Source organism: Bacillus massiliglaciei, from assembly GCF_900098925.1.
Classification (GTDB): Bacteria; Bacillota; Bacilli; order Bacillales; family DSM-1321; genus Peribacillus; species Peribacillus massiliglaciei.
This window is the reverse complement of the sequence record NZ_LT622352.1, coordinates 217,632-240,592: the sequence shown is the minus strand read 5'-3', so window position 1 is coordinate 240,592 and position 22,961 is coordinate 217,632. Positions and strand designations below refer to the sequence as shown.

At 40.9% G+C, this 22,961-nt stretch carries 21 protein-coding genes, 3 pseudogenes and 1 CRISPR repeat array (1 of these 25 only partly in view); of the genes and pseudogenes, 11 read left to right on the top strand and 13 right to left on the bottom strand.

Annotated elements, in window-relative coordinates:
- Positions 1 to 2,168: direct repeats of the CRISPR family, unit length 32 nt; unit sequence GTCGCATCCTATATGGATGCGTGGATTGAAAT (it extends 3,760 nt beyond the left edge of the window).
- Between the two features lie 256 nt (positions 2,169 to 2,424).
- The 4 genes from BQ4305_RS02570 to BQ4305_RS02555 form a co-directional block, all read right to left on the bottom strand.
- Positions 2,425 to 3,693, bottom strand: coding sequence for an Nramp family divalent metal transporter (locus BQ4305_RS02570; protein ID WP_110926374.1), 1,269 nt, complete (start codon positions 3,691 to 3,693; stop codon positions 2,425 to 2,427).
- A gap of 176 nt (positions 3,694 to 3,869) precedes the next feature.
- Positions 3,870 to 4,901, bottom strand: coding sequence for an alpha/beta fold hydrolase (locus BQ4305_RS02565; RefSeq protein ID WP_110926323.1), 1,032 nt, complete (start codon positions 4,899 to 4,901; stop codon positions 3,870 to 3,872).
- Positions 4,894 to 5,349: a hypothetical protein gene (locus tag BQ4305_RS02560; RefSeq protein WP_110926322.1), complete on the bottom strand. Its 456-nt coding sequence runs from the start codon at positions 5,347 to 5,349 to the stop codon at positions 4,894 to 4,896. Before BQ4305_RS02560 ends, BQ4305_RS02565 begins: the two co-directional genes overlap by 8 nt.
- A gap of 39 nt (positions 5,350 to 5,388) precedes the next feature.
- Complete coding sequence (locus tag BQ4305_RS02555; protein ID WP_110926321.1) at positions 5,389 to 6,168, bottom strand: glucose 1-dehydrogenase; 780 nt, start codon at positions 6,166 to 6,168, stop codon at positions 5,389 to 5,391.
- A gap of 294 nt (positions 6,169 to 6,462) precedes the next feature.
- Here BQ4305_RS02555 and BQ4305_RS02550 point away from each other — a divergent pair, with 294 nt between their 5' ends.
- Together BQ4305_RS02550 and BQ4305_RS02545 are read left to right on the top strand one after the other, a co-directional pair.
- A complete protein-coding gene (locus tag BQ4305_RS02550) occupies positions 6,463 to 7,389 on the top strand; it encodes a diacylglycerol kinase (RefSeq protein ID WP_110926320.1) in 927 nt (308 codons plus the stop codon).
- Between the two features lie 128 nt (positions 7,390 to 7,517).
- Complete coding sequence (locus BQ4305_RS02545; RefSeq protein ID WP_110926319.1) at positions 7,518 to 7,793, top strand: YqhV family protein; 276 nt, start codon at positions 7,518 to 7,520, stop codon at positions 7,791 to 7,793.
- A 217-nt stretch (positions 7,794 to 8,010) separates the two neighbouring features.
- Here BQ4305_RS02545 and BQ4305_RS02540 read toward each other — a convergent pair whose 3' ends face one another.
- Positions 8,011 to 8,265, bottom strand: a complete 255-nt coding sequence (locus BQ4305_RS02540; protein ID WP_199880525.1) for a hypothetical protein — start codon at positions 8,263 to 8,265, stop codon at positions 8,011 to 8,013.
- A gap of 85 nt (positions 8,266 to 8,350) precedes the next feature.
- Positions 8,351 to 9,487, bottom strand: coding sequence for a Tle-like phospholipase domain-containing protein (locus BQ4305_RS02535; RefSeq protein ID WP_110926317.1), 1,137 nt, complete (start codon positions 9,485 to 9,487; stop codon positions 8,351 to 8,353).
- A gap of 140 nt (positions 9,488 to 9,627) precedes the next feature.
- On the opposite strand from BQ4305_RS02535, the gene BQ4305_RS02530 reads away from it, so the two are divergent.
- Positions 9,628 to 9,864 carry a hypothetical protein gene (locus tag BQ4305_RS02530; protein ID WP_110926316.1) on the top strand — a complete coding sequence of 79 codons (237 nt, stop codon included), beginning with the start codon at positions 9,628 to 9,630 and terminating at the stop codon, positions 9,862 to 9,864.
- A 328-nt stretch (positions 9,865 to 10,192) separates the two neighbouring features.
- On the opposite strand, the gene BQ4305_RS02525 is transcribed toward BQ4305_RS02530, so the two are convergent.
- A complete protein-coding gene (locus tag BQ4305_RS02525; protein ID WP_234396850.1) occupies positions 10,193 to 10,477 on the bottom strand; it encodes a methionine aminopeptidase in 285 nt (94 codons plus the stop codon).
- Positions 10,478 to 10,591: 114 nt separating this feature from the next.
- On the opposite strand from BQ4305_RS02525, the gene rlmD reads away from it, so the two are divergent.
- Entirely contained in the window at positions 10,592 to 11,965 is a 1,374-nt protein-coding gene (gene rlmD / locus BQ4305_RS02520; RefSeq protein ID WP_110926372.1) for a 23S rRNA (uracil(1939)-C(5))-methyltransferase RlmD, read from the top strand.
- Between the two features lie 258 nt (positions 11,966 to 12,223).
- Positions 12,224 to 12,790, top strand: a pseudogene (locus BQ4305_RS02515) (transposase family protein); the annotation flags it as partial.
- A gap of 12 nt (positions 12,791 to 12,802) precedes the next feature.
- Here BQ4305_RS02515 and BQ4305_RS02510 read toward each other — a convergent pair.
- The 5 genes and pseudogenes from BQ4305_RS02510 to BQ4305_RS02490 all read right to left on the bottom strand — a co-directional run bounded on the left by BQ4305_RS02510 (position 12,803) and on the right by BQ4305_RS02490 (position 16,230).
- Positions 12,803 to 13,339 (bottom strand): IS3 family transposase, encoded by a 537-nt coding sequence (locus BQ4305_RS02510; protein WP_199880523.1) that lies wholly within the window; start codon positions 13,337 to 13,339, stop codon positions 12,803 to 12,805.
- 25 nt (positions 13,340 to 13,364) lie between these two features.
- Entirely contained in the window at positions 13,365 to 13,661 is a 297-nt protein-coding gene (locus BQ4305_RS02505) for an IS3 family transposase (RefSeq protein WP_199880522.1), read from the bottom strand.
- Positions 13,621 to 14,025, bottom strand: a pseudogene (locus BQ4305_RS22195) (IS3 family transposase); the annotation flags it as partial. The gene BQ4305_RS02505 and the pseudogene BQ4305_RS22195, both read right to left, overlap by 41 nt.
- Positions 14,026 to 14,303: 278 nt before the next feature.
- Positions 14,304 to 15,827, bottom strand: a complete 1,524-nt coding sequence (locus BQ4305_RS02495) for an L-lactate permease (protein ID WP_110926311.1) — start codon at positions 15,825 to 15,827, stop codon at positions 14,304 to 14,306.
- Between the two features lie 67 nt (positions 15,828 to 15,894).
- A complete protein-coding gene (locus BQ4305_RS02490) occupies positions 15,895 to 16,230 on the bottom strand; it encodes a hypothetical protein (protein ID WP_110926310.1) in 336 nt (111 codons plus the stop codon).
- Positions 16,231 to 16,340: 110 nt separating this feature from the next.
- On the opposite strand from BQ4305_RS02490, the gene BQ4305_RS02485 reads away from it, so the two are divergent.
- Both BQ4305_RS02485 and BQ4305_RS22190 read left to right on the top strand, forming a co-directional pair.
- A complete protein-coding gene (locus BQ4305_RS02485; RefSeq protein ID WP_110926309.1) occupies positions 16,341 to 16,622 on the top strand; it encodes a transposase in 282 nt (93 codons plus the stop codon).
- A 154-nt stretch (positions 16,623 to 16,776) separates the two neighbouring features.
- Complete coding sequence (locus BQ4305_RS22190; protein WP_110926308.1) at positions 16,777 to 16,968, top strand: IS3 family transposase; 192 nt, start codon at positions 16,777 to 16,779, stop codon at positions 16,966 to 16,968.
- On the opposite strand, the gene BQ4305_RS02475 is transcribed toward BQ4305_RS22190, so the two are convergent.
- A protein-coding gene (locus tag BQ4305_RS02475; RefSeq protein WP_110926307.1) for an IS3 family transposase occupies positions 16,965 to 18,064 on the bottom strand; the annotation gives its coding sequence in 2 pieces (ribosomal slippage) (positions 16,965 to 17,815 and positions 17,815 to 18,064; 1,101 coding nt in all). The two genes, BQ4305_RS22190 and BQ4305_RS02475, sit on opposite strands and share 4 nt — an antisense overlap.
- Positions 18,065 to 18,139: 75 nt before the next feature.
- On the opposite strand from BQ4305_RS02475, the pseudogene BQ4305_RS02470 reads away from it, so the two are divergent.
- The 4 genes and pseudogenes from BQ4305_RS02470 to BQ4305_RS02455 all read left to right on the top strand — a co-directional run.
- A pseudogene (locus BQ4305_RS02470) lies at positions 18,140 to 18,673 on the top strand (IS3 family transposase); the annotation flags it as partial.
- 493 nt (positions 18,674 to 19,166) lie between these two features.
- Positions 19,167 to 19,655 (top strand): Lrp/AsnC family transcriptional regulator, encoded by a 489-nt coding sequence (locus tag BQ4305_RS02465; protein ID WP_199880521.1) that lies wholly within the window; start codon positions 19,167 to 19,169, stop codon positions 19,653 to 19,655.
- 24 nt (positions 19,656 to 19,679) lie between these two features.
- Entirely contained in the window at positions 19,680 to 20,822 is a 1,143-nt protein-coding gene (locus BQ4305_RS02460; protein ID WP_110926304.1) for a M20 family metallopeptidase, read from the top strand.
- Positions 20,823 to 20,840: 18 nt separating this feature from the next.
- On the top strand, positions 20,841 to 22,586 hold the full coding sequence (locus BQ4305_RS02455) for a M28 family metallopeptidase (protein WP_110926303.1): 1,746 nt from the start codon (positions 20,841 to 20,843) through the stop codon (positions 22,584 to 22,586).
- Positions 22,587 to 22,961: the final 375 nt, after the last annotated feature.

The following is a 22,961-nucleotide window of genomic DNA, read 5'->3' as shown; positions in this document are numbered from 1 at the left end:
ATATTCGTCGCATCCTATATGGATGCGTGGATTGAAATGCCCCTAGCTTGCAGGAATGCGTGAAGATTCGGCGGTCGCATCCTATATGGATGCGTGGATTGAAATAAATTTACGAAGAACGCCTTGTGAAGGAGCGCGAGTCGCATCCTATATGGATGCGTGGATTGAAATGTCATTTATCTTCGTCCTCTCTGTACTCAATGTCGTCGCATCCTATATGGATGCGTGGATTGAAATAATGCGATGAAGCGCGACTTGATTATACGGTCGCGTCGCATCCTATATGGATGCGTGGATTGAAATCTATATCTTCCGCCTCCTCTTGCTATTTTCGCTTGTCGCATCCTATATGGATGCGTGGATTGAAATACTTATAGTATACGACGACGCACATCGTAAAACCGTCGCATCCTATATGGATGCGTGGATTGAAATCTAGAAGATAGCGTCATTAGCGAAATACTTCAAGGTCGCATCCTATATGGATGCGTGGATTGAAATCGTATCCACTGACCAACATCCTGCTTGACCCAGATGTCGCATCCTATATGGATGCGTGGATTGAAATGTAAATGGCCGCAATCTTGCGCAGGGCGACCTTTACGTCGCATCCTATATGGATGCGTGGATTGAAATCGGACAGCAAGACCCGTCGCGGTAGAGTTGGAAAAGTCGCATCCTATATGGATGCGTGGATTGAAATCGTCTGACGGAATTCTTGGCGTGAGCGCCTGCCACGTCGCATCCTATATGGATGCGTGGATTGAAATTTTGAGCCAATGCCCATATGCTCACATCTTTACGTCGCATCCTATATGGATGCGTGGATTGAAATAGAAATAGCTGTAACTTTACCAGCTTTAGTTGTGTCGCATCCTATATGGATGCGTGGATTGAAATTAAAACTGGTGTGACTTGCATAGATTTAAATGTAACGTCGCATCCTATATGGATGCGTGGATTGAAATTCCTTTAAACTATAAATACGAACTGTATGTATAATGTCGCATCCTATATGGATGCGTGGATTGAAATAGAAAATAAAGAGTTGCATCAGGATATTAATGTATGTCGCATCCTATATGGATGCGTGGATTGAAATACTTATAGTATACGACGACGCACATCGTAAAACCGTCGCATCCTATATGGATGCGTGGATTGAAATCCTGCCCGCCCCCAGTAGTGGAAGATCCCGCGCCTAGTCGCATCCTATATGGATGCGTGGATTGAAATGGTAATAGGAATTGAACGGAACTATTTTCTGCTGTCGCATCCTATATGGATGCGTGGATTGAAATTAAAATCATGCTGGAAGTCGAAGCGGTTGCAACGCGTCGCATCCTATATGGATGCGTGGATTGAAATCATTATAGAGGGGGTAAATAAATGTCAGCTTTGAGTCGCATCCTATATGGATGCGTGGATTGAAATTTCCGCTTTAGGAGCAGGAATGGACTGGCCTGCCAGTCGCATCCTATATGGATGCGTGGATTGAAATCTCTGGTACAGGTAGTGGTCTGCTGTGCAGTTGCGTCGCATCCTATATGGATGCGTGGATTGAAATTTATATTTTTTCATGAATGCTACAAATTGTTCGTGTCGCATCCTATATGGATGCGTGGATTGAAATTTGAAAAATCGTCGTGATGATGCAGAAGATCTTGATGTCGCATCCTATATGGATGCGTGGATTGAAATTTATGTTTTCTGAGGGAATTGTCCTCAATATTCCAGTCGCATCCTATATGGATGCGTGGATTGAAATGTACTGATCAGCAAACAATTCTTTGACCATTCCCTCGTCGCATCCTATATGGATGCGTGGATTGAAATCGGAAGGTTGGATCTATTAAAAGCGATTGTATAGTGTCGCATCCTATATGGATGCGTGGATTGAAATACGATCCATATAACAGGTTCCCAAAACTGAAGAAAGTCGCATCCTATATGGATGCGTGGATTGAAATAATCTGAATGTCTACTGAAGCATTACTCTTTCCGTCGCATCCTATATGGATGCGTGGATTGAAATCTTGATTATCGAACATGATTTCATCGATCAATCCGTCGCATCCTATATGGATGCGTGGATTGAAATAAGAATTCGAAGGTAGAAGCGCGGGGGATTTATTAGTCGCATCCTATATGGATGCGTGGATTGAAATTCCGCTGACACTTCTGTTCTGACAGTTAATATACCAATAGGACTGCCCTTATGAATCTATATCATTTGTCATTCTCTTCTTTGCTTTAGCAGCAGGCCTGTTCACACAAGATATGAAATACATATTCGCTGGAGCCATTTTTTTGTAGCTGTATTTACACGCGAGAAAAAAAGCTGACAGCTCAAAATGGAAACGAAAAATGAACAGCGGAACACAAAAAGCCGGCACTGCATCAGCAGTACCGGCTTCTTTTAGATTATCCGAAAAAAGTTTGATATAAGAGAAATAGATTAAGAATAATAATTCCGACAGAGATGGCCCATGCAATAATAGTCGTAATTTTTTTATTCACCAGGCCGCCCATCAGTTTCCGGTCGCTCGTGAAGAGGACCAATGGAACGAGGGCAAAGGCGATGCCGAATGATAATATGACCTGGCTCATGACCAGCGCCTTGGTTGGATTGATGCCCATGGCGATGATGATAATCGGAGGCGTGATGGTGATCAGCCTTCGCAAATAAATCGGTATTCTTCTTCTGATGAATCCCTGCATGATGACGTCTCCCGACATGGTGCCGACAGTGGAGCTGGATAAGCCGGCTGCAAGCAGGCCGATTCCGAACAGGATAGCCGCGAATGGACCAATCAAGGTTCCGAGCTGGTCAAAGGCTACGTCCAGGTCTTCGACAAACAGTCCGTTCTTAAAGAACAGGGAGGCAGCGACGATCAGCATGCTGGCGTTGATGGCTCCTGCGATTACCATGGCAATCAGAATATCAATGAATTCGAAGCGGAAGATTTTTTTGCGTTCTTCCTCATTTTTGGCAACTACACGTTTTTGGGTAAGGGCCGAATGCAGGTAAATCGCATGCGGCATGACGGTTGCACCGAGAATTCCGGCTGCCAGCAATACGCTGTTTACGCCGTCAAACTGCGGAACGAGCAATCCATTCAGAAGCGGGCCCATTTCCGGCTTGGCATAAAAGACCTGAATTCCGAATGCCAGGACGACAATGAAGACGAACCCGGTGATGCCTGCTTCCAATGAGCGTACGCCGCGCCGCTGAAGCTCAAGGATGGCGAATGAACCGACGGCGGCTATCAGTGCGGAAGGAAGGAGCGGAATCCCAAACAGCAGGTAGATTCCGAGCGCTGCCCCGATGAATTCCGCCAGATCCGTGGCCATGACAACAAGTTCTCCCTGGATCCAGAGGCCGTATGAGACAGGTTTCGGGAATCTTTCCCGTGCGACTTCCGGCAGGTTCTTCCCGGTGGCGATCCCGAGTTTGGCTGACATGGATTGGATCAGCACGGCCATGATATTGGATACGAGAACCACCCAGAGCAGCATATACCCGTACTGCGAGCCAGCGGCGATGTTGGTGGCGAAATTTCCGGGATCAATGTAGGCCACTGCGGCAATAAAAGCAGGTCCCAGGAAAGGAAGAAGCCGTCTGAATCCCTTTGTGCGGCCGCTCAGCACATCTTCTGCCTTCGTAAAGAATGTATGTTGTGCCAAGATAATTCCTCCTTTATATACTAAATAATCGAATACTTTTCCTCTTTTAAAAATGTTGCCTATGGCCAAATTATATTCCGATGTTCAATCATTTGCAACCGCCTTGCTTATTTTTTATTTTGTCCGCCTTCCGAATCTTTTTGCGCATAAAAAAAACAGAGGCAATTAAGCCTCTGCTTTGCTTACATGGACCGGGCTGTCAGCCAGTCCTTGAGAAAGGAAGGAATTGAGTGTAATAAACCAGCAGCATGTCCGCTGTTCTGGAGCGTATACGTTACATCCGCGGATTTTAATTTTTTCAAAACCGGTTTGATGAATTCCTCTGGGACGAGATTGTCCTGTTTGTTCGCAACGATAAGGACGTTGGAGCGGATATTTGCCAGATTGGCTCTTTTTCCCTGGATTCGGAGTGTTCCGCTGATCAGCCGGTTATGAACGATGAAATCATCGAGCATCTGCTTGATGACTCCGCCAGTCAGCGGGACATGGCCTTTTGTCCAGGCGTTAAGCCGCCTCCAATTCTCCACATATTGCGGATCGTCTGCGCGGTTCAGCAAAGATAGATAAGGGGAGTAATAGACAGGAGACGTCATCAGGCGGATTCCGGCTTCGACCTCTCTCGCGGGAATGGTGCGCTGAACATCCAAGTATTCATTAAGCTGGGACTGCCCGTCTTTAACCGCTTGTTTGATGCTGTCAAAATAGGAGGCAGGACTGAAATCAAAAGGAGCTACGGTTAAAATTAAATTTCTGATCGGCTCTTCGGCAGTGGCGGCATACATGGCGGCCATCGTTCCGCCGAGACAGAACCCGAGTACTGTGATTTCCTGGGCTCCTGCATGCAGGAGGGCCCGCTGAACACCGCGTCTGACATAGTCTGTGATATAGTCATTGATGGTCATGCTGCCGTCTTCATAGCCTGGACTGCCAAAATCAAGCAGGAAGACATCAAAGCCGGCAAGGGTAAAGGACTCAATCAGGCTATTCCCAGGCCCTAAATCGAGAATGACGGGCTTGTTGATAAGCGAATAAATCATAAAGACCGGGATGCTGTATTTTTTTTTCGGTGCCGGGTAATACCAGAGAGAGCTTTTGTTTTTTCTCCAGATTTCCACTCTGGGGGTGGCGCCCATAATGGGCATTGGCCGGTTAGGAATATCCAGGAAATTGCTCCATTTGGAGGCCCTGTCTCGATTGCGGCCGGTCTCAGCCATTTTTTTTCACCAGAAGGCTGGAAGGGACAGAAGACATATTGGATAAGGCTTTCAGAACCCGCTCTGAATTGATCGCCTTCATGAAGCGCTCGGCACGATCATTTCCCGCAGCAGCGGTTCCGTTCTGAGGGTTCACAGCAGTTTGCATGGCCTGAAGCGCCGTAATGAAGAAATCCTCCAGCTCATCCATTTTTTCCTCCAGCTGAACGATTAGCTGCTTCAACTCCGTATAGTCGTTCTTGGTCGGAACGTTTGTCAGGAAGGAAAGCCTATCCGCCTGTTCCTGGATTCTCCTGATTTGCGAAGCTGCCTGCCGGGAGTAGTTGAGGGCAGAGGAAGCCAGGTTTTCATTCAGAAGGCCGCTTTTGATCACCCCATTTACCCGCTGTTCAGTCTGAGTGCCTAAGGTTTTTAATAGATTATAAAATTCAGGGTTTATATTGAACATATCTGTTCTTCCTTTCTTGTTCATAATAATGAGGACAGGCTACACGACGGCTGTCAGGCCACCGTCTACGATCAGGGTCTGGCCTGTGATATAGTCGGAGGCCTTTGAAGCGAGCAGAAGAGCCGCGCCTTTCAGGTCCTCTTCGTCCCCGAAGCGGGCAAGGGGGACTTTTTGCAGAATCCGTGCAGCAGAAGCTCCGAGCACATTCTGGGTGATCTTGCTTGGGAACAGCCCCGGAGCGATGGCATTGGCTTGGATGCCGTAGCGGGCAAGCTTCACCGCGAGATCCTTCGTCAGGGTAATGAGTGCGCCCTTGCTTGTATTATAGGCAACCGTGTCCAAGACTTCCGGAGGGGTGCCGCCGAAGGCCATGATGGAAGAGATGTTAATGATCTTCCCGGATTTCTGTTTCTTCATATACGGCAGAACGGCCTGTGTAAATAAAAAAGGACCTTTCACGTTCACACCGAATACCTTGTCCCATTTGTCCTCAGGGGTGTCTTCAATGGACGCCGTCCAGGAGGTGCCGCTGTTATTCACAAGAATATCAATCGTTCCGAACTGGTCGACAGCGGCCGATACGGCTTCTTCGATATCGCGCTTTTTGCTGATGTCGCATTCAATGGTCAGGTAGCCGGCACCGAGGTCTTCCAATTGTTCGATAATGGAATCTTCATAGGCCTTGATATTCCTAGAGGCGATGACGACATTAGCCCCGGCCTCCGCAAGCGCCAAGGTGATCTGCTGGCCGAGTCCTCTTCCGCCGCCTGTAATGATGGCGGTCTTATTCGTCAGATCGAACAGAGATGAATGGATCACATTTCATGCCTCCTTAGAATATTCTTTCAACCTCTTTTCTTATATCCAATGATGGAGGAGAAGGTTCTCTATAGTATAGACAAGCAGGCGGACAGCGGTGCAAAAAATGGTAGGATGCCGCTGCCTATTTTCAGGGTAGATTTGGCTAGAAATAAAGAACCATCTGCTATATAATTTTCATGGAGCCGAATCGGCTCGATTAGCGGCGTACACGCTCATTGCTTTTTCTCTATAAAAAAGATAATATGAAATTTATGGAATCAACATATTTTAACTTTAGGATGATGATGGGAAATGAAAAGAGCAAGGTTAATATATAATCCGACATCTGGAAGGGAAGCCATCAAGAAAAGCCTGCCGATCATTCTTCAGAAGATGGAAGCGGCTGGATATGAGACTTCTGCCCATGCGACGACAGGTGCCGGAGATGCCACAAAGGCAGCACAAATTGCGATCGAACGCGGATACGATATCGTAATTGCAGCCGGCGGTGACGGTACCATTTATGAGGTTGTCAACGGGCTTGCAGATGCGGAAAAACGCCCGAAGCTTGGCATCATTCCAACTGGTACCACGAATGATTTTGCGCGTGCCCTGCACCTGCCAAAATCAATCGAAGCAGCAGCGGATATCATTGCCGGAGGGCACTCCATGCCTGTCGATATCGGCAAGATGAACGAAAAATATTTTATCAATATTGCCGGCGGCGGACGGCTGACCGAGCTGACCTATGATGTGCCGATTAAATTGAAGACGATGCTCGGGCAGCTTGCTTACTATATAAAAGGAATCGAAATGCTTCCATCCATTAAAGCGACGGAAGTAACGATTGAATATGATGGAAAGATTTTTGAAGGCGAAATCATGCTGTTCTTGGTCGCTAACACCAATTCAGTCGGCGGCTTCGAGAAGCTGGCGCCTGACGCTTCGCTGAACGACGGCATGTTCACCCTCCTGATCCTGAAGAAAGCGAACCTGGCGGACTTTGTCCGAATCGCTTCGCTTGCCATGCGCGGGGAACATATCCGGGATAAAAACGTGATTTACGTAAAAGCGAACCGGATCAAGATTACATCGAAAAAAGAAATGATGCTTAATCTGGATGGAGAATTCGGCGGCCTCGCACCGGCAGAATTCGTCAACCAATACCGTCATTTCGACGTATTCATCCCAAGGGACACCTTAGCGGATGATCCGGAAAATAAAAATAATAAGCATTAGTAAAAAGCGCCTCTGATTGTTATGGAACAGTCAGAGGTGTTTTTTTATGGGGAACTAGCATTTATTCCTGTCCTATTTTATAAACAGGCTCATAAAATAATGATGGAGAAACCGTCTGGAGGGGAATTATGTTTATTGCAATTGAAAAAGCCGTACTTTTAATGGGACTCATTCGTTTGCTATCAGGGAGTTTAGAGATATTTGCCGCATTGCTTATGTTAAAATTTAATGATATCGAAAAAGCATTGATGGTGAATAGTTCCCTGGCATTAATCGGTCCTTTCGTTCTTATGAGCACGACCGCAATAGGGCTGGTGGGAGTGACGGAAAAGCTTTCCCTGTTTAAACTTCTGTGTATTATGATTGGAGTCACGATTGTGTTTATTGGAATAAAAAGCAAATGAGCATACGGCGAGCCTATCCTAATTGCCAGTGACAGGGAGGTGCAATAAAAAGAATAACGACTGTTGATTAGCTGATAGGTTCAAAGTAGCCTGGCTTTACTTGATTAACTTTGTATGTTCAGCTTCCGGGGAACGTTAGAATGCCTGTATACATATGTAAAGGCAATCATGCAGGGAGTGGAATGGCATTCTTTCTTTTTATAGATACGTCATTTTTTTAATCGTTATTTTGCCAATTAACTTGATCTAAAGCATAGTTTATGTTTTTCTTCGCCTCACTGATATCCATTTCTATATCTCTAATTGCTTGGATATATTGAGAATAAAAAGCAAAATAGTTCTCCATAGCAGTTAAAAAAGCCTCGATTCCTTTACCAGACTTCCATGAGGCTACATATTCTAACTTTTCCTTGATGGCCGCTAAATCTACTTCAAGAAAATCCCCGAGATTGGTATTTGTCCTATCTAACAAGTTAAGGTCTGCCATTCCGTCCAATAGTTTTTTTTTTTCATAAACTCTAAATCTATCATGTTAGTCCTTAAATCCTCCTAAGCTCTTAGATTCTCTTGGAGTATCTGCTGCCATACTTGTCAGCACTTTCATTAAGTGCAGTTGTTAAGTCATGCGTCGCTTCTCCAAACCATTTCTGGAAGTTATTAAGGGTATGGAGTACTTTATTTTGCACCCCTGCATTGATAACTATTGAATTTAGTTGATTAATTTTTGTCCGGTTTTCATCACATAATGCATCCACACGTTTATATATTTCCTGAAGTTCGTCAGCAAGAGCTGTTAAATCATTTGGTGTGACCTCAATGGATACAGTATCAGCAGAAACAAAGTTGGGTGATTGCCAAAGCCTTTCTCCAGTTTCAACATTCGTTAACTCAGGAACAGAAAGGTTGCCTAATTCATCAAACTTGTAATGCTGTAAACCGTGCCAATATTCTTGATCAGATTTTTTATCTCCTGTTATGGAAGCGAGGAACCTGGGAAATATGGCCTTATTTTTATAGTTTTCGAACTCAAAGTTATAACCTATATAAAAACTGGAGCCAATATGACGTTCCCACTCTCTAATTCCTCCAGCGCCTATGGAGTCTTTAGGATGTATATAATTCACAATGACCTTATTATATTTTCCAGCTTTAACATCCTTTTGTAAATCAGCCGGGAGTAAATGAACAACGTTAGGTGCGCTAAAGGTGACGGCTTTGACCTTATTAATGGCAGCAGAGTATCCTGCCTCTGCTCCGCCTAAGGAGTGTCCTGTTGTACTTATCCTTATATTTGGCTGGGTGCTGTATTTTTCTTTTACTTGTTTGACTAACCTTTCAGATTGAGCAAATTGATTTGTTTTAACTTTCTTTTTCCCATACCAGTCAGACCTATCTGTTCCATACTCAGGTATTATTTCTTCTGTGGAAACGCCTCCAACTACATATTTTATATCTACTCCTAGATCTGTTAGGTTTTTTGTTCCTCCGAATGCAACAACCACGTTATTTCCTTTTTTATATACTGCAGCATCCAAACCAGTGTTAGGATCGTATGTTTTTAAATCTTTATCTATAATAAGTGTCCACTTTTGCTTAAGACCATTTCCTTTAATTATATAAGTTTTTGGGATGTCATTATAGTAAGCGAGGGAACTGAGTTTTTGGTATTCTTTATCTGATACTTTATTTACCATAATTGATACCTATTTCCATAAAGACTATAATAAAATTATAAACGGCCGATTAGAAAGAGGCGAGAGAGATACATAAGTTTTTTTGGGTTTTTTTAAAAATAATAATAGTTTTGGTAGCAGGATGTAATAAGGAGGCCGGCGTGGATCGAGAGGATATTGAGAGAAAAGCAATAATAGCGACGAAAGAATATTTTATAGTAGAAGAAGATATAGAGTTTGTAGTAGATCATACACAAATAGAGGATGAAGATGTAGGGATTGTTTTCGTTTCCGGGTTTAATAAGAAAGATAAAGATGAAAAGATTTATGCTATGGTAAATTACATGAATGAATTCACTGTCGATGGAACCGGAGAATGGGAAGAAAGAGAAGAGTAGGCTCATTATTTGATTTGAATGTTCTCTTTGCTGCTGTAGATTATTTGGATGGTTTCAAAGTAAGCAGTTACGGAAAGGTGAAAAATGAAGAGTAGTTAAACTAAAATTAGGGTCAGGTATCTGTTACTTTAATGTTTAAATGCATCTATATCTATTTCAACAACAAATGGTTTCACATTTTGTAAGTATTCAGAAATGGAAGGACGGCATCAAAAGATATAACTTCTTGTCCTTTTATCGCAGGCTGTGCCATAAAAAGAAAATAAAGCCCACGTCAAAAAAGGCTCTTCCTTATTAAAAGAGCCTTTTTGTACGATTGGATCTACCGTTACATCTGCGTTCCGTTCATGTTCGCCCAGTCTTCATATTTGCCGCTGCCGTTGCAACCCGGGCAATCGTAAATGTCCGAGAAATGATATTCTGTCGGAACAAACGGGCTGTATCCCCGGCCGTTACAGTCCGGACAAAATCCCCTTTCCTCCATTTTTACACGATGTTTTTCTGCCCGGGCTGCATTCCACGCCGATATGCTGCTGAATAAACCCATTACTTCCACCTTCCTTTTTTCCTTATTTTTCATCTCCTTGCCATTTTTTATGCATGTCCGTTTCAAAATTTTTTCCTGCTATATTGTATGAGAAAGGATTCAGATGGTGAGGGTTTTTGTGAGAAAGGAACGGTTTATGGTACAATGACTGCTAGATTGAATAAGAAAAGGGAAGATGATATGAAAAAAACAGCCCCAGTTGCAAAGAACGATTATATAGAAGTACAGGTGGAGGACTTGACCCATGACGGGGCAGGGGTTGCCAAGGTAGACGGCTACCCGCTCTTCATTCCAAATGCTCTGCCGGGGGAAAAGGCCAAAATCAAGGTCCTGAAGGCCAATAAAGGCTACGGCTTCGCAAGACTGATGGAAGTTGTTGAACCAAGCCCGTACCGGACGGCGATTCTTCCGGAGGACGTTTCAAAATATGGCGGCTGCCAGCTCCAGCATATGAGCTATGAAGGCCAGCTCCATTTCAAGGAAAAGCAGGTGCGGGAAGTGCTGAAGCGGATCGGGAATCTCAGTGACGTCAAGGTGCACCCTATCATCGGAATGGACGAGCCCTTCCATTATCGGAATAAGGCCCAGGTGCCTGTCGGGGAGAAGGACGGCAAGCTGATTGCCGGATTCTTCAAGCCGCGCAGCCATGAAATCGTCGATGCGGACGAAAGCCTGATCCAGCATCCTGCCATCAATGAAGCGGTCAGAGCGGTGAAAAAGATTGTAAGTGATCTTGGAATTCCAGCGTATGATGAAGAAAAGCATAAGGGCGTCATCCGCCATATCATGGCTCGGTACGGCAAGCAGACGGGCGAGCTGATGATCGTGATCGTGACGAGAACGAAAGAATTGCCGTTCAAGGAAAAAATCGTCCAGGAGCTGATCAGCCAGCTGCCGCATGTAAAGTCGATCGTCCAAAACGTCAATTCGAAAAAAACGAACGTCATCCTTGGCGAGCAGACTAATCTGCTGTGGGGAAATGAAGTCATTTATGACTACATCGGAAACGTGAAATTTGCAATTTCGCCGCTTTCCTTTTACCAGGTCAATCCAGACCAGACAAAGGTGCTGTACGAAAAAGCGCTTGAATATGCAGGCCTGACCGGCGAGGAATCAGTCATTGATGCGTATTGCGGCATCGGGACGATTTCCCTTTTCCTGGCGCAGAAGGCGAAGAAGGTCTTCGGAGTTGAAATCGTGAAGGAAGCGATTGAAGACGCCCGCCGCAACGCCGAACTGAACAGCATCGATAACGCTGAATTTGCCGTTGGGGAAGCAGAAACCGTCATCCCGGACTGGTATGCCAAAGGCAACCGGGCAGATGTCCTCGTCGTCGATCCGCCGCGAAAAGGCTGCGACGAAGCCCTGCTCAACACCATCATCGAAATGAAACCAAAAAAAGTCGTCTACGTCTCCTGCAACCCGGCAACACTGGCAAGGGACCTAAAGATCTTGGAAGCAGGCGGATACCAAACCGTTGAAGTGCAGCCGGTTGATATGTTTCCGATGACGACACATGTGGAGTGCTGTGCGTTGATAAAATTAAAAGTGTAACTCCATAATAAACGCCTGTCATAATCAAAATAAAGTTCTGATATGCCTGTGGAGAACATGTGGACACAGGCCAGGAAGAAAAAGCAGGAAAAAGAAGGGGGGAATAGGAATCCCATCCTTTTTACATGATTGAAAAGAGGCTCTATACTATTTGTAGGGGTATCTGTACAATTCGTTTGCATAAAAAATACACGCAAACATCCAATTCCTTTATACTTGAATTGACGAGAAACAAGTAGAGAACGGAGTTGCGTGCATATAAATTTTACCATGAATATTCCCGGTTTAAAAGGAGTTATCATTTCTAAAGTGAAACAAGTGGAGGATATCGTGAGAGTGTATGTGGAGATGGAACAAAAACTCCTCCTGTGTCCCACCTGCGGAGTACGAACCTCCCGTGTTCATGACTATCGGATGCAAAAAATCAAGCACTTAAAGTGGTTCAAAAGGAAGACCAAGATTTTTTATAAACGCAGGCGTTATACCTGTGAATGCGGGAAGCGTTTTTCAGAACAAAACTCGTTTGTTCAGCGTTATCAGCGTGCATCGATTGAGTGGAAGCAGGCAGTGACCATACGGGCGATTAAGGAAAGACGTTCAAGGAAACAGGGGAAAACCTACGGTCCCTCTTCCTCCACCATTGTCCGCCTGTTTAACCGTTTGTCCCGAAGTGAAATACGTCCCATGGAAAAGCTGCTTTCTTTCATCGCGATTGATGAGTATAAAGGAGATACACGGGAGGGAAAATACCAACTCATCATTGCCGATGGAATTACAAAAAAACCATTGGATATCCTTCCGAACCGTTATAAAAACACCATAAAGTTAGAGTTTATATTATGCAGCTGGTCGGCTGGTTTGAGTTCGGTATTGCACTGGACTTAAGCCAGCCAATTTTTGCTTAATCCGTATGTTGTTATAATAATCTATGTACTCTGCTATTTTTTTCTTAAGCTCACCGTACGACATGAGTTCTTCTCCGTAATACATTTCCTGTTTCAGAATCCCAAAGAAATTCTCCATAGCTGCGTTATCTGCACATTTGGCTTTTCGGGACATACTTTGAAAAATTTTGTTGATCTTTAGTGCCTTCACCCATTTATTATGTTGATGCTGCCAGCCTTGGTCTGAATGAATCGTTGTGCGATAGCCGGCTTCATTTTTAACAAGATCTATTGCTTGGTCCAATGGGGCTAAAACCAAATCCAATGTGGGTCTGTTAGAAATCCCGAAAGAGATAATTTCACTGTTATGAAGGTCTAATATCGGACTTAAATACAGTTTTTCATTTCCTGTAGATTTAAACTCTGTCACATCTGTTACTAATTTTTGGTAAGGTGCAGTAAACCGACGGTTCCAACGTTTTTTAACCACTTTTCCCACTTTCCCTTTGTAAGAATTATAACGGAATTTTACGTGTGAATTTTCCACATTTTAAGTCTAACACCCTCATAATACGCTGCACTTTTTTATGATTGATGACATGAACTTGTGCTTTTAATTCTGAATGAATCCGGCGGTATCCGTATCGTCCTTTATGTTTTTTAAACAATTCTTGAATGATATCTTTCCATTTTTGATCAGGATCTTCTTTCTTACATTGTTGGATGTGATCATGATACGTCGCTTCAGGAATACCTATTACTTCAAGGACATCGGGTACCGTAATTCTGACGGCTGTTTTGGAAAATTCCAATGATGTGAGACGTAATGTCGTCTTCCGAAGGCCTTTCTTTCGATTCGTAGTAATAAGTGCTTCTTGGAATCTGCAGAACTTTGCACATTGCTGATATCAAGTATTTGTGCTGGTTATTCTTGATTAATTTACTTTCGTCCTAGTATCAGCGCGGCTAGCTTTAAAATATCATTCTCCATTTCCAATTGCTTATTTCTCTTTCGAAGTTTAAACAGTTCTTTCTGTTCATCTGACATCTGGTCCTTTTCTTTAAATGAACCAGATGTTTCACTCTGTTTGACCCACTTAGTGAAGAAGGGGTGGTGAGATCATACTCTCGAATTATTTCTTTTCTAGGTTTTCCATGTTGGTACAACTGCACCATCTGTTTCTTAAAGTCTTCAGTAAAGGTCCGGCGTTCTTTTTAGTCATTGTAGATTCTCCTCTAGTATGGTATCTGTAGTCTACTTGACCTTGATTTTCTGTCCAACTAAGTTTAGCCTATCCAAACAAGATAAACTACTGTTCAAATTTTTACACAATAGCTTTTTCTATGGATAGCTTGATTTCATGAAGGGCAAGGCTCGGTAACTAGATAGTTCTCTTAGTCTTTTTAGTCTTGAGGAATACAATCTCTGAATTACAAATTTAAGCCTAGGTTTTTTAAGAATAGTCGCCAAAAATTAATAAAATTGGAGTCATAATTATGATTATTAATATTGCCCCGATAACAATTAAAGACATCTTTTTTAACAAACTATTCTCTTCTGATTCAATTCCACATAATGTTGCTCCTAATGCTATCCTAGAAGGACAAGCCATTGTTGCGTGAGAAGAACTTGCATTTTGAATACTAGCAACTAAATTTAATGGTAAGCCAGTTTTAGTGGCAGTTTGAACTTGTAATTGGGTAAACATAGCATTTGACCCTGTGTTACTACCTGTAAGGAAGCCCCCTATTCCCCCAATAAAAGGAGATATATATATAAATATAGTGCCAAACATTAATCCAGCAGCGTTAGCAATAACAACGGTCATATTGGATGCTGTCATTAGTTGGGAAATAGCTACAAATGCAGTAGTAGAAATTACAAAAGGAACCCATTGTTTTATAGTAGTTTTAATAGAAATCCATACTATACTCTTAGAAATTCTAAAAATGAATATAGTATACAAACATGTAATAAAAAGCCAGAACCCTGGCGAATAAAGTAAAGCTAATGAAAAAGAAAAAGTAGGTAAATTAATGACAAGGTTTGATTCCAAAAATTCTTTAAATAAAGGTATAAGTCTTGTAGCGAAAATTGAGAAAGTCAAAAATAAGTAGGGGCTCATAACTTTAATGAGGCTAATACTTTCGTCAGTTTTTTTAGATGTAGAAGTTTCCTCAATACTTTTATTTGTTATTTTAAGTTGAGAAGAATTTTTTATCCTGATTATGATTAAACCAATACTACTACTAGCTAAGGAACTAAGAACACCAGCTAGCTCTACACTTACAAAAATATTAAACAGAATCATAGTAAGGGAAAAAACAATTGAAATTGATAAAATTTCTTTCCATTTATGCCCTATTGCCTTTCTCCCTCCAGCTAAGTAAATAGCAATTACTAAAAAATATATAAATATAGGAACACTTATGATGGCGGTTCCTGTCCCTACTTCCTTGAGAGGAATTCCTCCAATTTGTGCACCTATTACAGTTCCAGTAGATAAAGCCCCCCATGGAACCGCAAGTAAACTGACAAGCCCGATAGAAGCTGCTTTAATAGGGGTAAACCCCAATGCAATTAAGATTGGTGCTACAATCATAAATGCTATTCCAAAACCACTCGTTGATTCTAAAAGAGGGGAGAGTCCCATGACTAATAATATAACTTGTAAAAGCTGATCATTTGTTGCACCTGAAATAAAGGCAGCAATGGTTTGAATCCCTCCAATATTATTAATTAAGTGAAAAAAGAGTATACCAAAAAACAAAACATAAGCTGCTACAAAAGAAATTAAAAAACCTTTGATGGAAGCATTTAGGATTCCTTCTATGGCTATATGGTAATTAGGGTAAATCAAAATGACAAATAAGGTAGCAGTGTAAGATAGGAGTCCTGACTTCAACGACGTTTGTTTTAATATAAATAAAAATACAAACACACACACAAATGGTAATAATGCTATTATTGTATTCATAATTAATTTTCCTTTCGAAGGATAAAACGTTTACGCTATTGTATATAACGTAAACGTTTTTAATTTATCAAATATCACTATATAAAGATTGTAATATTGATTGAGCACTTGCAAATAGTGAAAATAAAATTCTATCTGGCGGAGTAGAAACATAATTTAATCCATGAGGAGCTGCATGTTTAGATAACCATTTGACTGACTGCCAAGAACCGGCTATCTCTCCCCCTAAACCCATTAAGTATTCTCTTCCATTTGAGTATTTTAAAAGTTTGGTTCTTCTCAATCCTTGTACAATCGCTTTTCCAACAATTTGTTCATTAATAATTTGGAATGGGCTACTAGGCATTATGTTTAACTTAACGTACTCAGGAATAATAGATTTGGCTGAATCTGCTCTATTCATATTGAGACAAGCTGCAGTAAAATCATTCCCACCAAATAAGGCACCATGATGTTAGACTCAAAAGTAGACACAGTTTATTATTAAAATAACTAATAATAAGAGGTGTCCAAATGAGCAGACAAACATTTGATGAAGATTTCAAAAGAAGCACAGTCCAAATGATGATTGAACAAAACAAATCAGTTGCCCAGACGGCCAGGGATCTGGATATCAACCCAAATACTATTCACAATTGGAAAAAGAAATACGGTGAAGAGTTTATAGAAGCTGCCCTTCCAAACATGACGGAAAACCAACAATTAAAAGCCATGCAAAAACGTCTCCGTGATTTGGAAGAGGAGAATGCCATCTTAAAAAAGGCTATGCACTTCTTCGCGAAAGACCATCGGTAATTTTCTCATTTATCTTCGAGAATCGCTTCAAGTTCCGTGTGGAGAAGATGTGCAACGTTATGAATGTTTCACGAAGCGGATATCATAAATGGGTGGACCGCCCTGAAAGTGAAAAAACCAAACGCCATAAGACCCTGGTTAAGCATGTTCATAAATCCTATTTGGAAGTCCGAAGATAGCGAAAGACCTTGAGAAAAAAGGGATACCGGTTTGTCAAAGAACAGTAGCTCGAATCATGAAAGAAGAGGATCTTCGATTAAAGACTGTAAAAAAATATAAAGCGACGACGAACTCAAAACACACACTCCCAGTCTATTTAAAACATGGTATGTCTACACTAAACTAGACAATTTTTTTAAGGTGTCTATGCTTGTAATCAATTGGGCTTTCATATCCAAGGGTTCCATGAATTCGTATGTTATTAAACCAGTGAACATAGTCTTGTAATTCCCTTGTTAATTCTACTAAACTATTAAAATGTCTTCCTTTCACAAACTCTGTTTTGATGATTTTAAATGTTGCTTCGGCTACTGCATTATCATATGGGCAGCCCTTTATACTTAAGGATCGTTGGATAGTAAATGTTTTCAAAGCATCATCAATCAATTTGTTTTTAAACTCATTTCCACGATCGGTATGGAATAGCTGTATTTTATTAAGATCGACCTTAATAGAAGCTATTGCACGATAAACGAGTAATGCATCTTTATTTGGCCCTGTACTAAAACCGATGATTTCTCGATTAAAGAGATCGACAAAGACACATACGTAGTTCCATTTTTGATTAACCCTTACGTATGTTAAATCGCTTACGATTGCGGTCATTTCTTGTTCCTGGGTAAACGCACGATTAAGTTCATTCTTCTGTTCTGATTCATTACAGGATTTCGCATGCGGTTTAAATTGAGTAATTGTATAGGAAGAAACAAGGCCCTGTACCTGCATTATGCGCCCGATTCTTCGCCTGGAAACGATCAGACCGCGCTTTTTTAATTCTACTTTGATTTTACGTGTCCATAGTTTTGACGCTACATCAGAGACAACGGGATCCTCTGCAATTCTTTCTTTTACTTCATAATAATAGACAATTCTAGGGAGTTGTAGGACTTTGCACATTGCTGATATCGAGTATTTGTGTTGGTTATTCTTGATTACATTTACTTTCGTCCTAGTATCAGCGCGGCTTGCTTTAAAATGTCATTTTCCATTTCTAGCTGCATATTTCTTTTTCGGAGTTCCATCAATTCTTTTTGCTCATCTGTTAAATTGTCTTTCTCCTTAAAAGAACCTGACTTTTGACTCTGACTCACCCACTTATCTAAAGATGAAGGAGTAAGGTCATACTCACGAATAATCTCTTTTCTTGGTTTTCCATTTTGGTACAGCTGCACGATCTGTTGCTTGAAATCTTCAGTAAATGTTCGGCGTTCTCTTTTGGCCATGTAGATTCTCCTCAAATGTATTATTTGTAGTCTACTTGACCTTAAAAATTCTGTCCAACTAAGTGTAGCCTATCCAACAAGCTCAATCAAGAGTTTAAAGTTGATGAGCCAAATAAAGTGTGGGTGGCTGATATCACTTATGTTCCCACATCAGAAGGATGGCTTTATCTGGCGAGTGTAATGGATTTGTTTTCCCGTAAAATTGTAGGCTGGTCCGTCGATAAAATAATGACAAAAGACTTGGTTATCAACGCCTTGGACCGGGCTTATAATCGCCAGCAACTGCCGCTCGGATCTGTTCTTCATCATTCAGACTGTGGACGCCAATATTGTTCGAAAGATTACCAAAAGCAATTAGCCGCCTACAAGATCGATGTAAGCATGAGCAGAAAAGGAAAATGTTACGACAACGCTTGTATTGAATCTTTTCACAGTGTATTGAAGAAAGAACGAATTTATTTGACTAAATACAAGACTAGAAAACAAGCGAAAAAGGAAATCTATGAATATATCGAGATATTCTATAACTCAAAAAGAATACACTCTGCAAATGGTTATTTTTCTCCACCCGAATACGAACGTATGTACTTTAATAAGATTGCGAATTAAGCCAAAATTCAACTTTTCCTCTTCCTTCAAGGACAGAATGCATTCTGTCCTTGAAGGAAGAGGCCACCAAGCGTAAGCGCGCGGTAGGTGAAATAAATCTAAAAAATTGTGTTTACTTTATTGACCTAATACCACAATCTGTTAAACGAGAATATTTGGTCGGATCGGGTAGGGGGGTATAAACATGATGGTAGGAATCGATACTTTAAAATACGGACAGGGAAAAACGTAGAGAAACAACAAATGCCATGTACTTCGGGCAAGAAAGCTAAATAGTGAAAACGTAAATCGGCTCTAGATTTTAGAGCTGTTTTTTTTTTTTTTTTTTTTTTTTTTTTTTTAAAAAAAAAAAAAAATAATAATTGGTTTTTTTTTTTTTTTTTTTTTTTTTTTTTTTTGAAAAAAATAAAAAAATAATAATTGAAATTGAAAAATTTATAATTTATTATGTGGTTAAATGAAAATTTTGAATTTTTAAAGGAGAATGAGTTCCGTGAAACAGGTTGAAGAAGTCCCGCTAAATTTGGATGAACTAGATATCAACATCATTAAAAGGTTACAAACGGATGGTAGAACTTCCTATACTGACATTTCAGAGGAACTAGGTATTACTGTCGGTACCGTAAGAAACAGAGTTCAAAGACTTATAGAAAACCAAATTCTTAAAATTGTAGGTGTAGTCAACCCATTTAAGACAGGAAGTCCTAGTGTGACCATCTTTGGAATGAAGGTGCGTCACCAGAAATTAGACTATGTTATAAAAAAACTAGTTGAGATCCCAGAGATCCGCTTTGTAGCAGCCGCAACAGGTGTCTATGACTTATATGTGGAAGTAATTACGTCCTCGAATGAGGAACTTTATGGGGTTATGAAGAATGGCATTAGCCCAATCGATGGTATTGAATCGGTAGAGTCTTCTTTGATTTTGGAAATCTTTAAGCAGAGCTATGATTGGGGAGTTGGTTCACAATCTTCTCGATAATTAGAATCAGAAAAGGGGGCTACTATGAACGAGTTCTTCGAAATTCTAAAGGGAAATCAAGCACAGATGCTTGAGACTTTAAAACAAATAGTAGAAAAAGAATCACCTACTCGTGATAAAGAATTAGCAGATGAACTGGCGATTTTCATTGCTGAATTATTTGAAGAATTAACTTCCGGGAAATCATCCATTATTCAAAATGAGCTTTACGGTAATCATGTCAGAGGGGAATTTGGACATGGCAACGAACAAATTATGCTCTTGGCACACTATGATACTGTTTGGCAAAAAGGGGATATTATAGAAAAAATCCCTTATAAAATTAAAGGTGATATTGCCTATGGACCAGGAGTCTTTGATATGAAAGCAGGTATTGTACAGGGGTTATATGCACTGCAAGCACTAAAAGATACAAATGCAAAATTAAACAAAAAGGTCGTTTTTCTATGTACATCTGATGAAGAGTTGGGAAGCCCATCCTCTCAAAAACTAATAGAAGAAGAAGCAAAAAAAAGTAAATACGTGTTGGTATTAGAACCAGCAATATCGAGGCATGGCGCATTAAAGACTGCTAGAAAAGGTGTAGGAATATTTAAACTAAATGTTAAAGGTAGAGCAGCCCATGCCGGAGTGGAACCTGAAAAAGGAATAAGCGCTATTCTTGAATTAAGTAAACAAGTAACTTATTTATATGAATTAACTGATTATAGCAAAGGTACCACCATCAATGTAGGCAAAATCACAGGTGGAACAACAGTGAATGTGATTGCAGCAGAAGCGGAAGCAGATATCGATTTACGAGTAAAAACGAAAGCGGAATTTGACCGGATCATACCAATCATCATAAATCTTAAGCCAAGTACCGCTGGTGTTGAAGTTAGTGTAGCCGGCGGCATTAATCGACCTCCATTTGAAAGAACAGATCAAGTTATTTCACTTTTTAACAAGGCAAAGAAAGTGGCCCAGGAAAATCTGGGTTTTGAATTGGAAGAGAAAGAAACAGGTGGAGGAAGTGACGGAAACTTTACAGCACCGTTTGCTCCAACCCTGGATGGTTTAGGTGCGGTTGGTGGCGGGGCACATGCTCTTAATGAACATATCATTATTTCTCAAATGCCGAAAAGAAGTGCATTATTAGCTTTATTGATTAAGGGATTAGCAAATTAACCAATAGGGGGATTTTTGATGAAGGTCAATTTAGAATCTATTAAAAGCCAAATGCTTGTGGAAGTAAATCAGAATCTATTAATGGAATATACTCAAAACGTTGCTTCAGAAATTCGTCTATCAGGAACTGAAGAAGAACTACGTGCCTTTTATTATGTAAAATCAAAGCTTGAAGAATTTGGCTTAACAACAGAGTTAACGTTAAATGATGCTTACATTAGTCTTCCAGGAAAAACAGAGCTAAAGCTTAACGGTAAAAGCTTTCCTGCCATTACCCATTCAATGGCCGTTTCTACTGATGACACAGGGTTAGAAGCAGAAATTGTGTATTCAGGTAAGTCAGTAAGTGTAGACTATCAAAAAAATCCAGTTAGCGGAAAAATAGTCCTGCTGGATGGTCTCGCTATTCCAGGAGCGGTACTTCAGGCTCAGCAAGCAGGAGCAAAAGCAATTATCTTTATAAATGCTGAATATACACATGAGATGATCGTTTCACCAGTATGGGGAAGCCCAACACCTCATACTTATGGCAATTTGCCAAAGATTCCAGTTGTATCAGTCAATTTTCATGACGGACAAAAGATGAAAGGTATTGTAAAAAATTTCCCCAATTGTCAAGGGTGGCTAAAAGCTAAGGTTGATACTGGATGGAGAAAAATTCCCACTTTAACTGCTGAGATTCCAGGTAGTGACGAGAATAATCATTTTGTATTATTTAGCGGTCATATTGATTCATGGCATTATGGGGTAATGGATAATGGAACAGCAAATGCAACGATGTTGGAAGTTGCACGAATACTTGCCCTATATAAAGACAATCTTAGTCGCGGCTTAAGGCTTGCCTTCTGGTCAGGCCACTCGCATGGCCGTTATGCAGGTTCTGCTTTGTATTGTGATGAATATTGGGAAGACCTTCACGAAAATTGTGTTCTTCATATTAATATTGATTCAGTTGGCGGCAAAGGAGCGACGATATTAACAGAGGCTAATTGTATGGCAGAGACTAGGCATCTTGCAAAACGGTCTATTAAGGAACTAATTGGAGATGAGTTTGAAGGATCGCGATTTGGCAGAGCGGGGGATCAATCATTCTGGGGCCCCGGTGTTCCGTCACTTTTTATGGGGTTATCTGAACAGCCTCAGTCCAATAATCCAGCATCAGAAGCATTTTCTCAATTATTTGGAGCAGGAAAAGCCGGCGGATTTGGCTGGTGGTGGCATACAACAGAAGATAAACTTGACAAGATTTCTCCAGAAAATCTTGCCCGTGATTGCAAAATATATTTATCTATCGTGTATGAAGCATGTACTACTGAAATTTTGCCTATTAACCAATTGGCAGCGGTCGAAGAATTGGAAACATGCCTGAAGGACTATAAAAGCAAAGTAAATGGCCGCCTTAATTTTAGTATTACAAATAACCGGATCGAGAAATTGAAAAATAACATAACACTGTTTGGCAGTTTGCTAGCGACACTTACAGACACACAAGTTACTCATGCTAACAAAACATTAAAACAACTTTCCAATATTTTAGTTCCCCTTAATTATGTAAAAGGGGACAAATTCAACCATGATACAGCATTAAAGCAGCCTCCAATCCCGTTACTAGCGAATTGTGAGAAATTAGCAGACTTAGAGGTAGGAAGTCATCAATATCATTTAGTTCTAACTGGATTAAAACGCAATCTCAATAAAGTAAACTATGCCCTGTTAGAAGCAATCCGGACCGTTAATCTCGCCGTTGAGCAAATAAATAAGTAAATATTGATATAAAAAGGGAGAATGGTCGACCCATTTCTCCCTATTTACAAAGTTATTTTTAACTTTTCATTATTTTGTACGGCGACCATTCCAAGGATTATTTTTAAACCCGCCAATAGTAACAAGATGGTTACCGTTACAATCACATACCACCCTAAACACTCCCTAAGACATAACTCCCCAGGCTTCCTCCTGCATAATAAAAAAATAAGTAGAGAGGGGAGGCACTTCCTTTTGCCTCTTTCGCCAGGATACTTCCCCAGTTTGTTGCAACTGCATGTACGAAGAAAAAACCAAAAACAGACAATCATAAGACCGATTATAATCATTAAAAGCAAACTAAAAAACGTTAGCAAAACACCTACTAATATAATG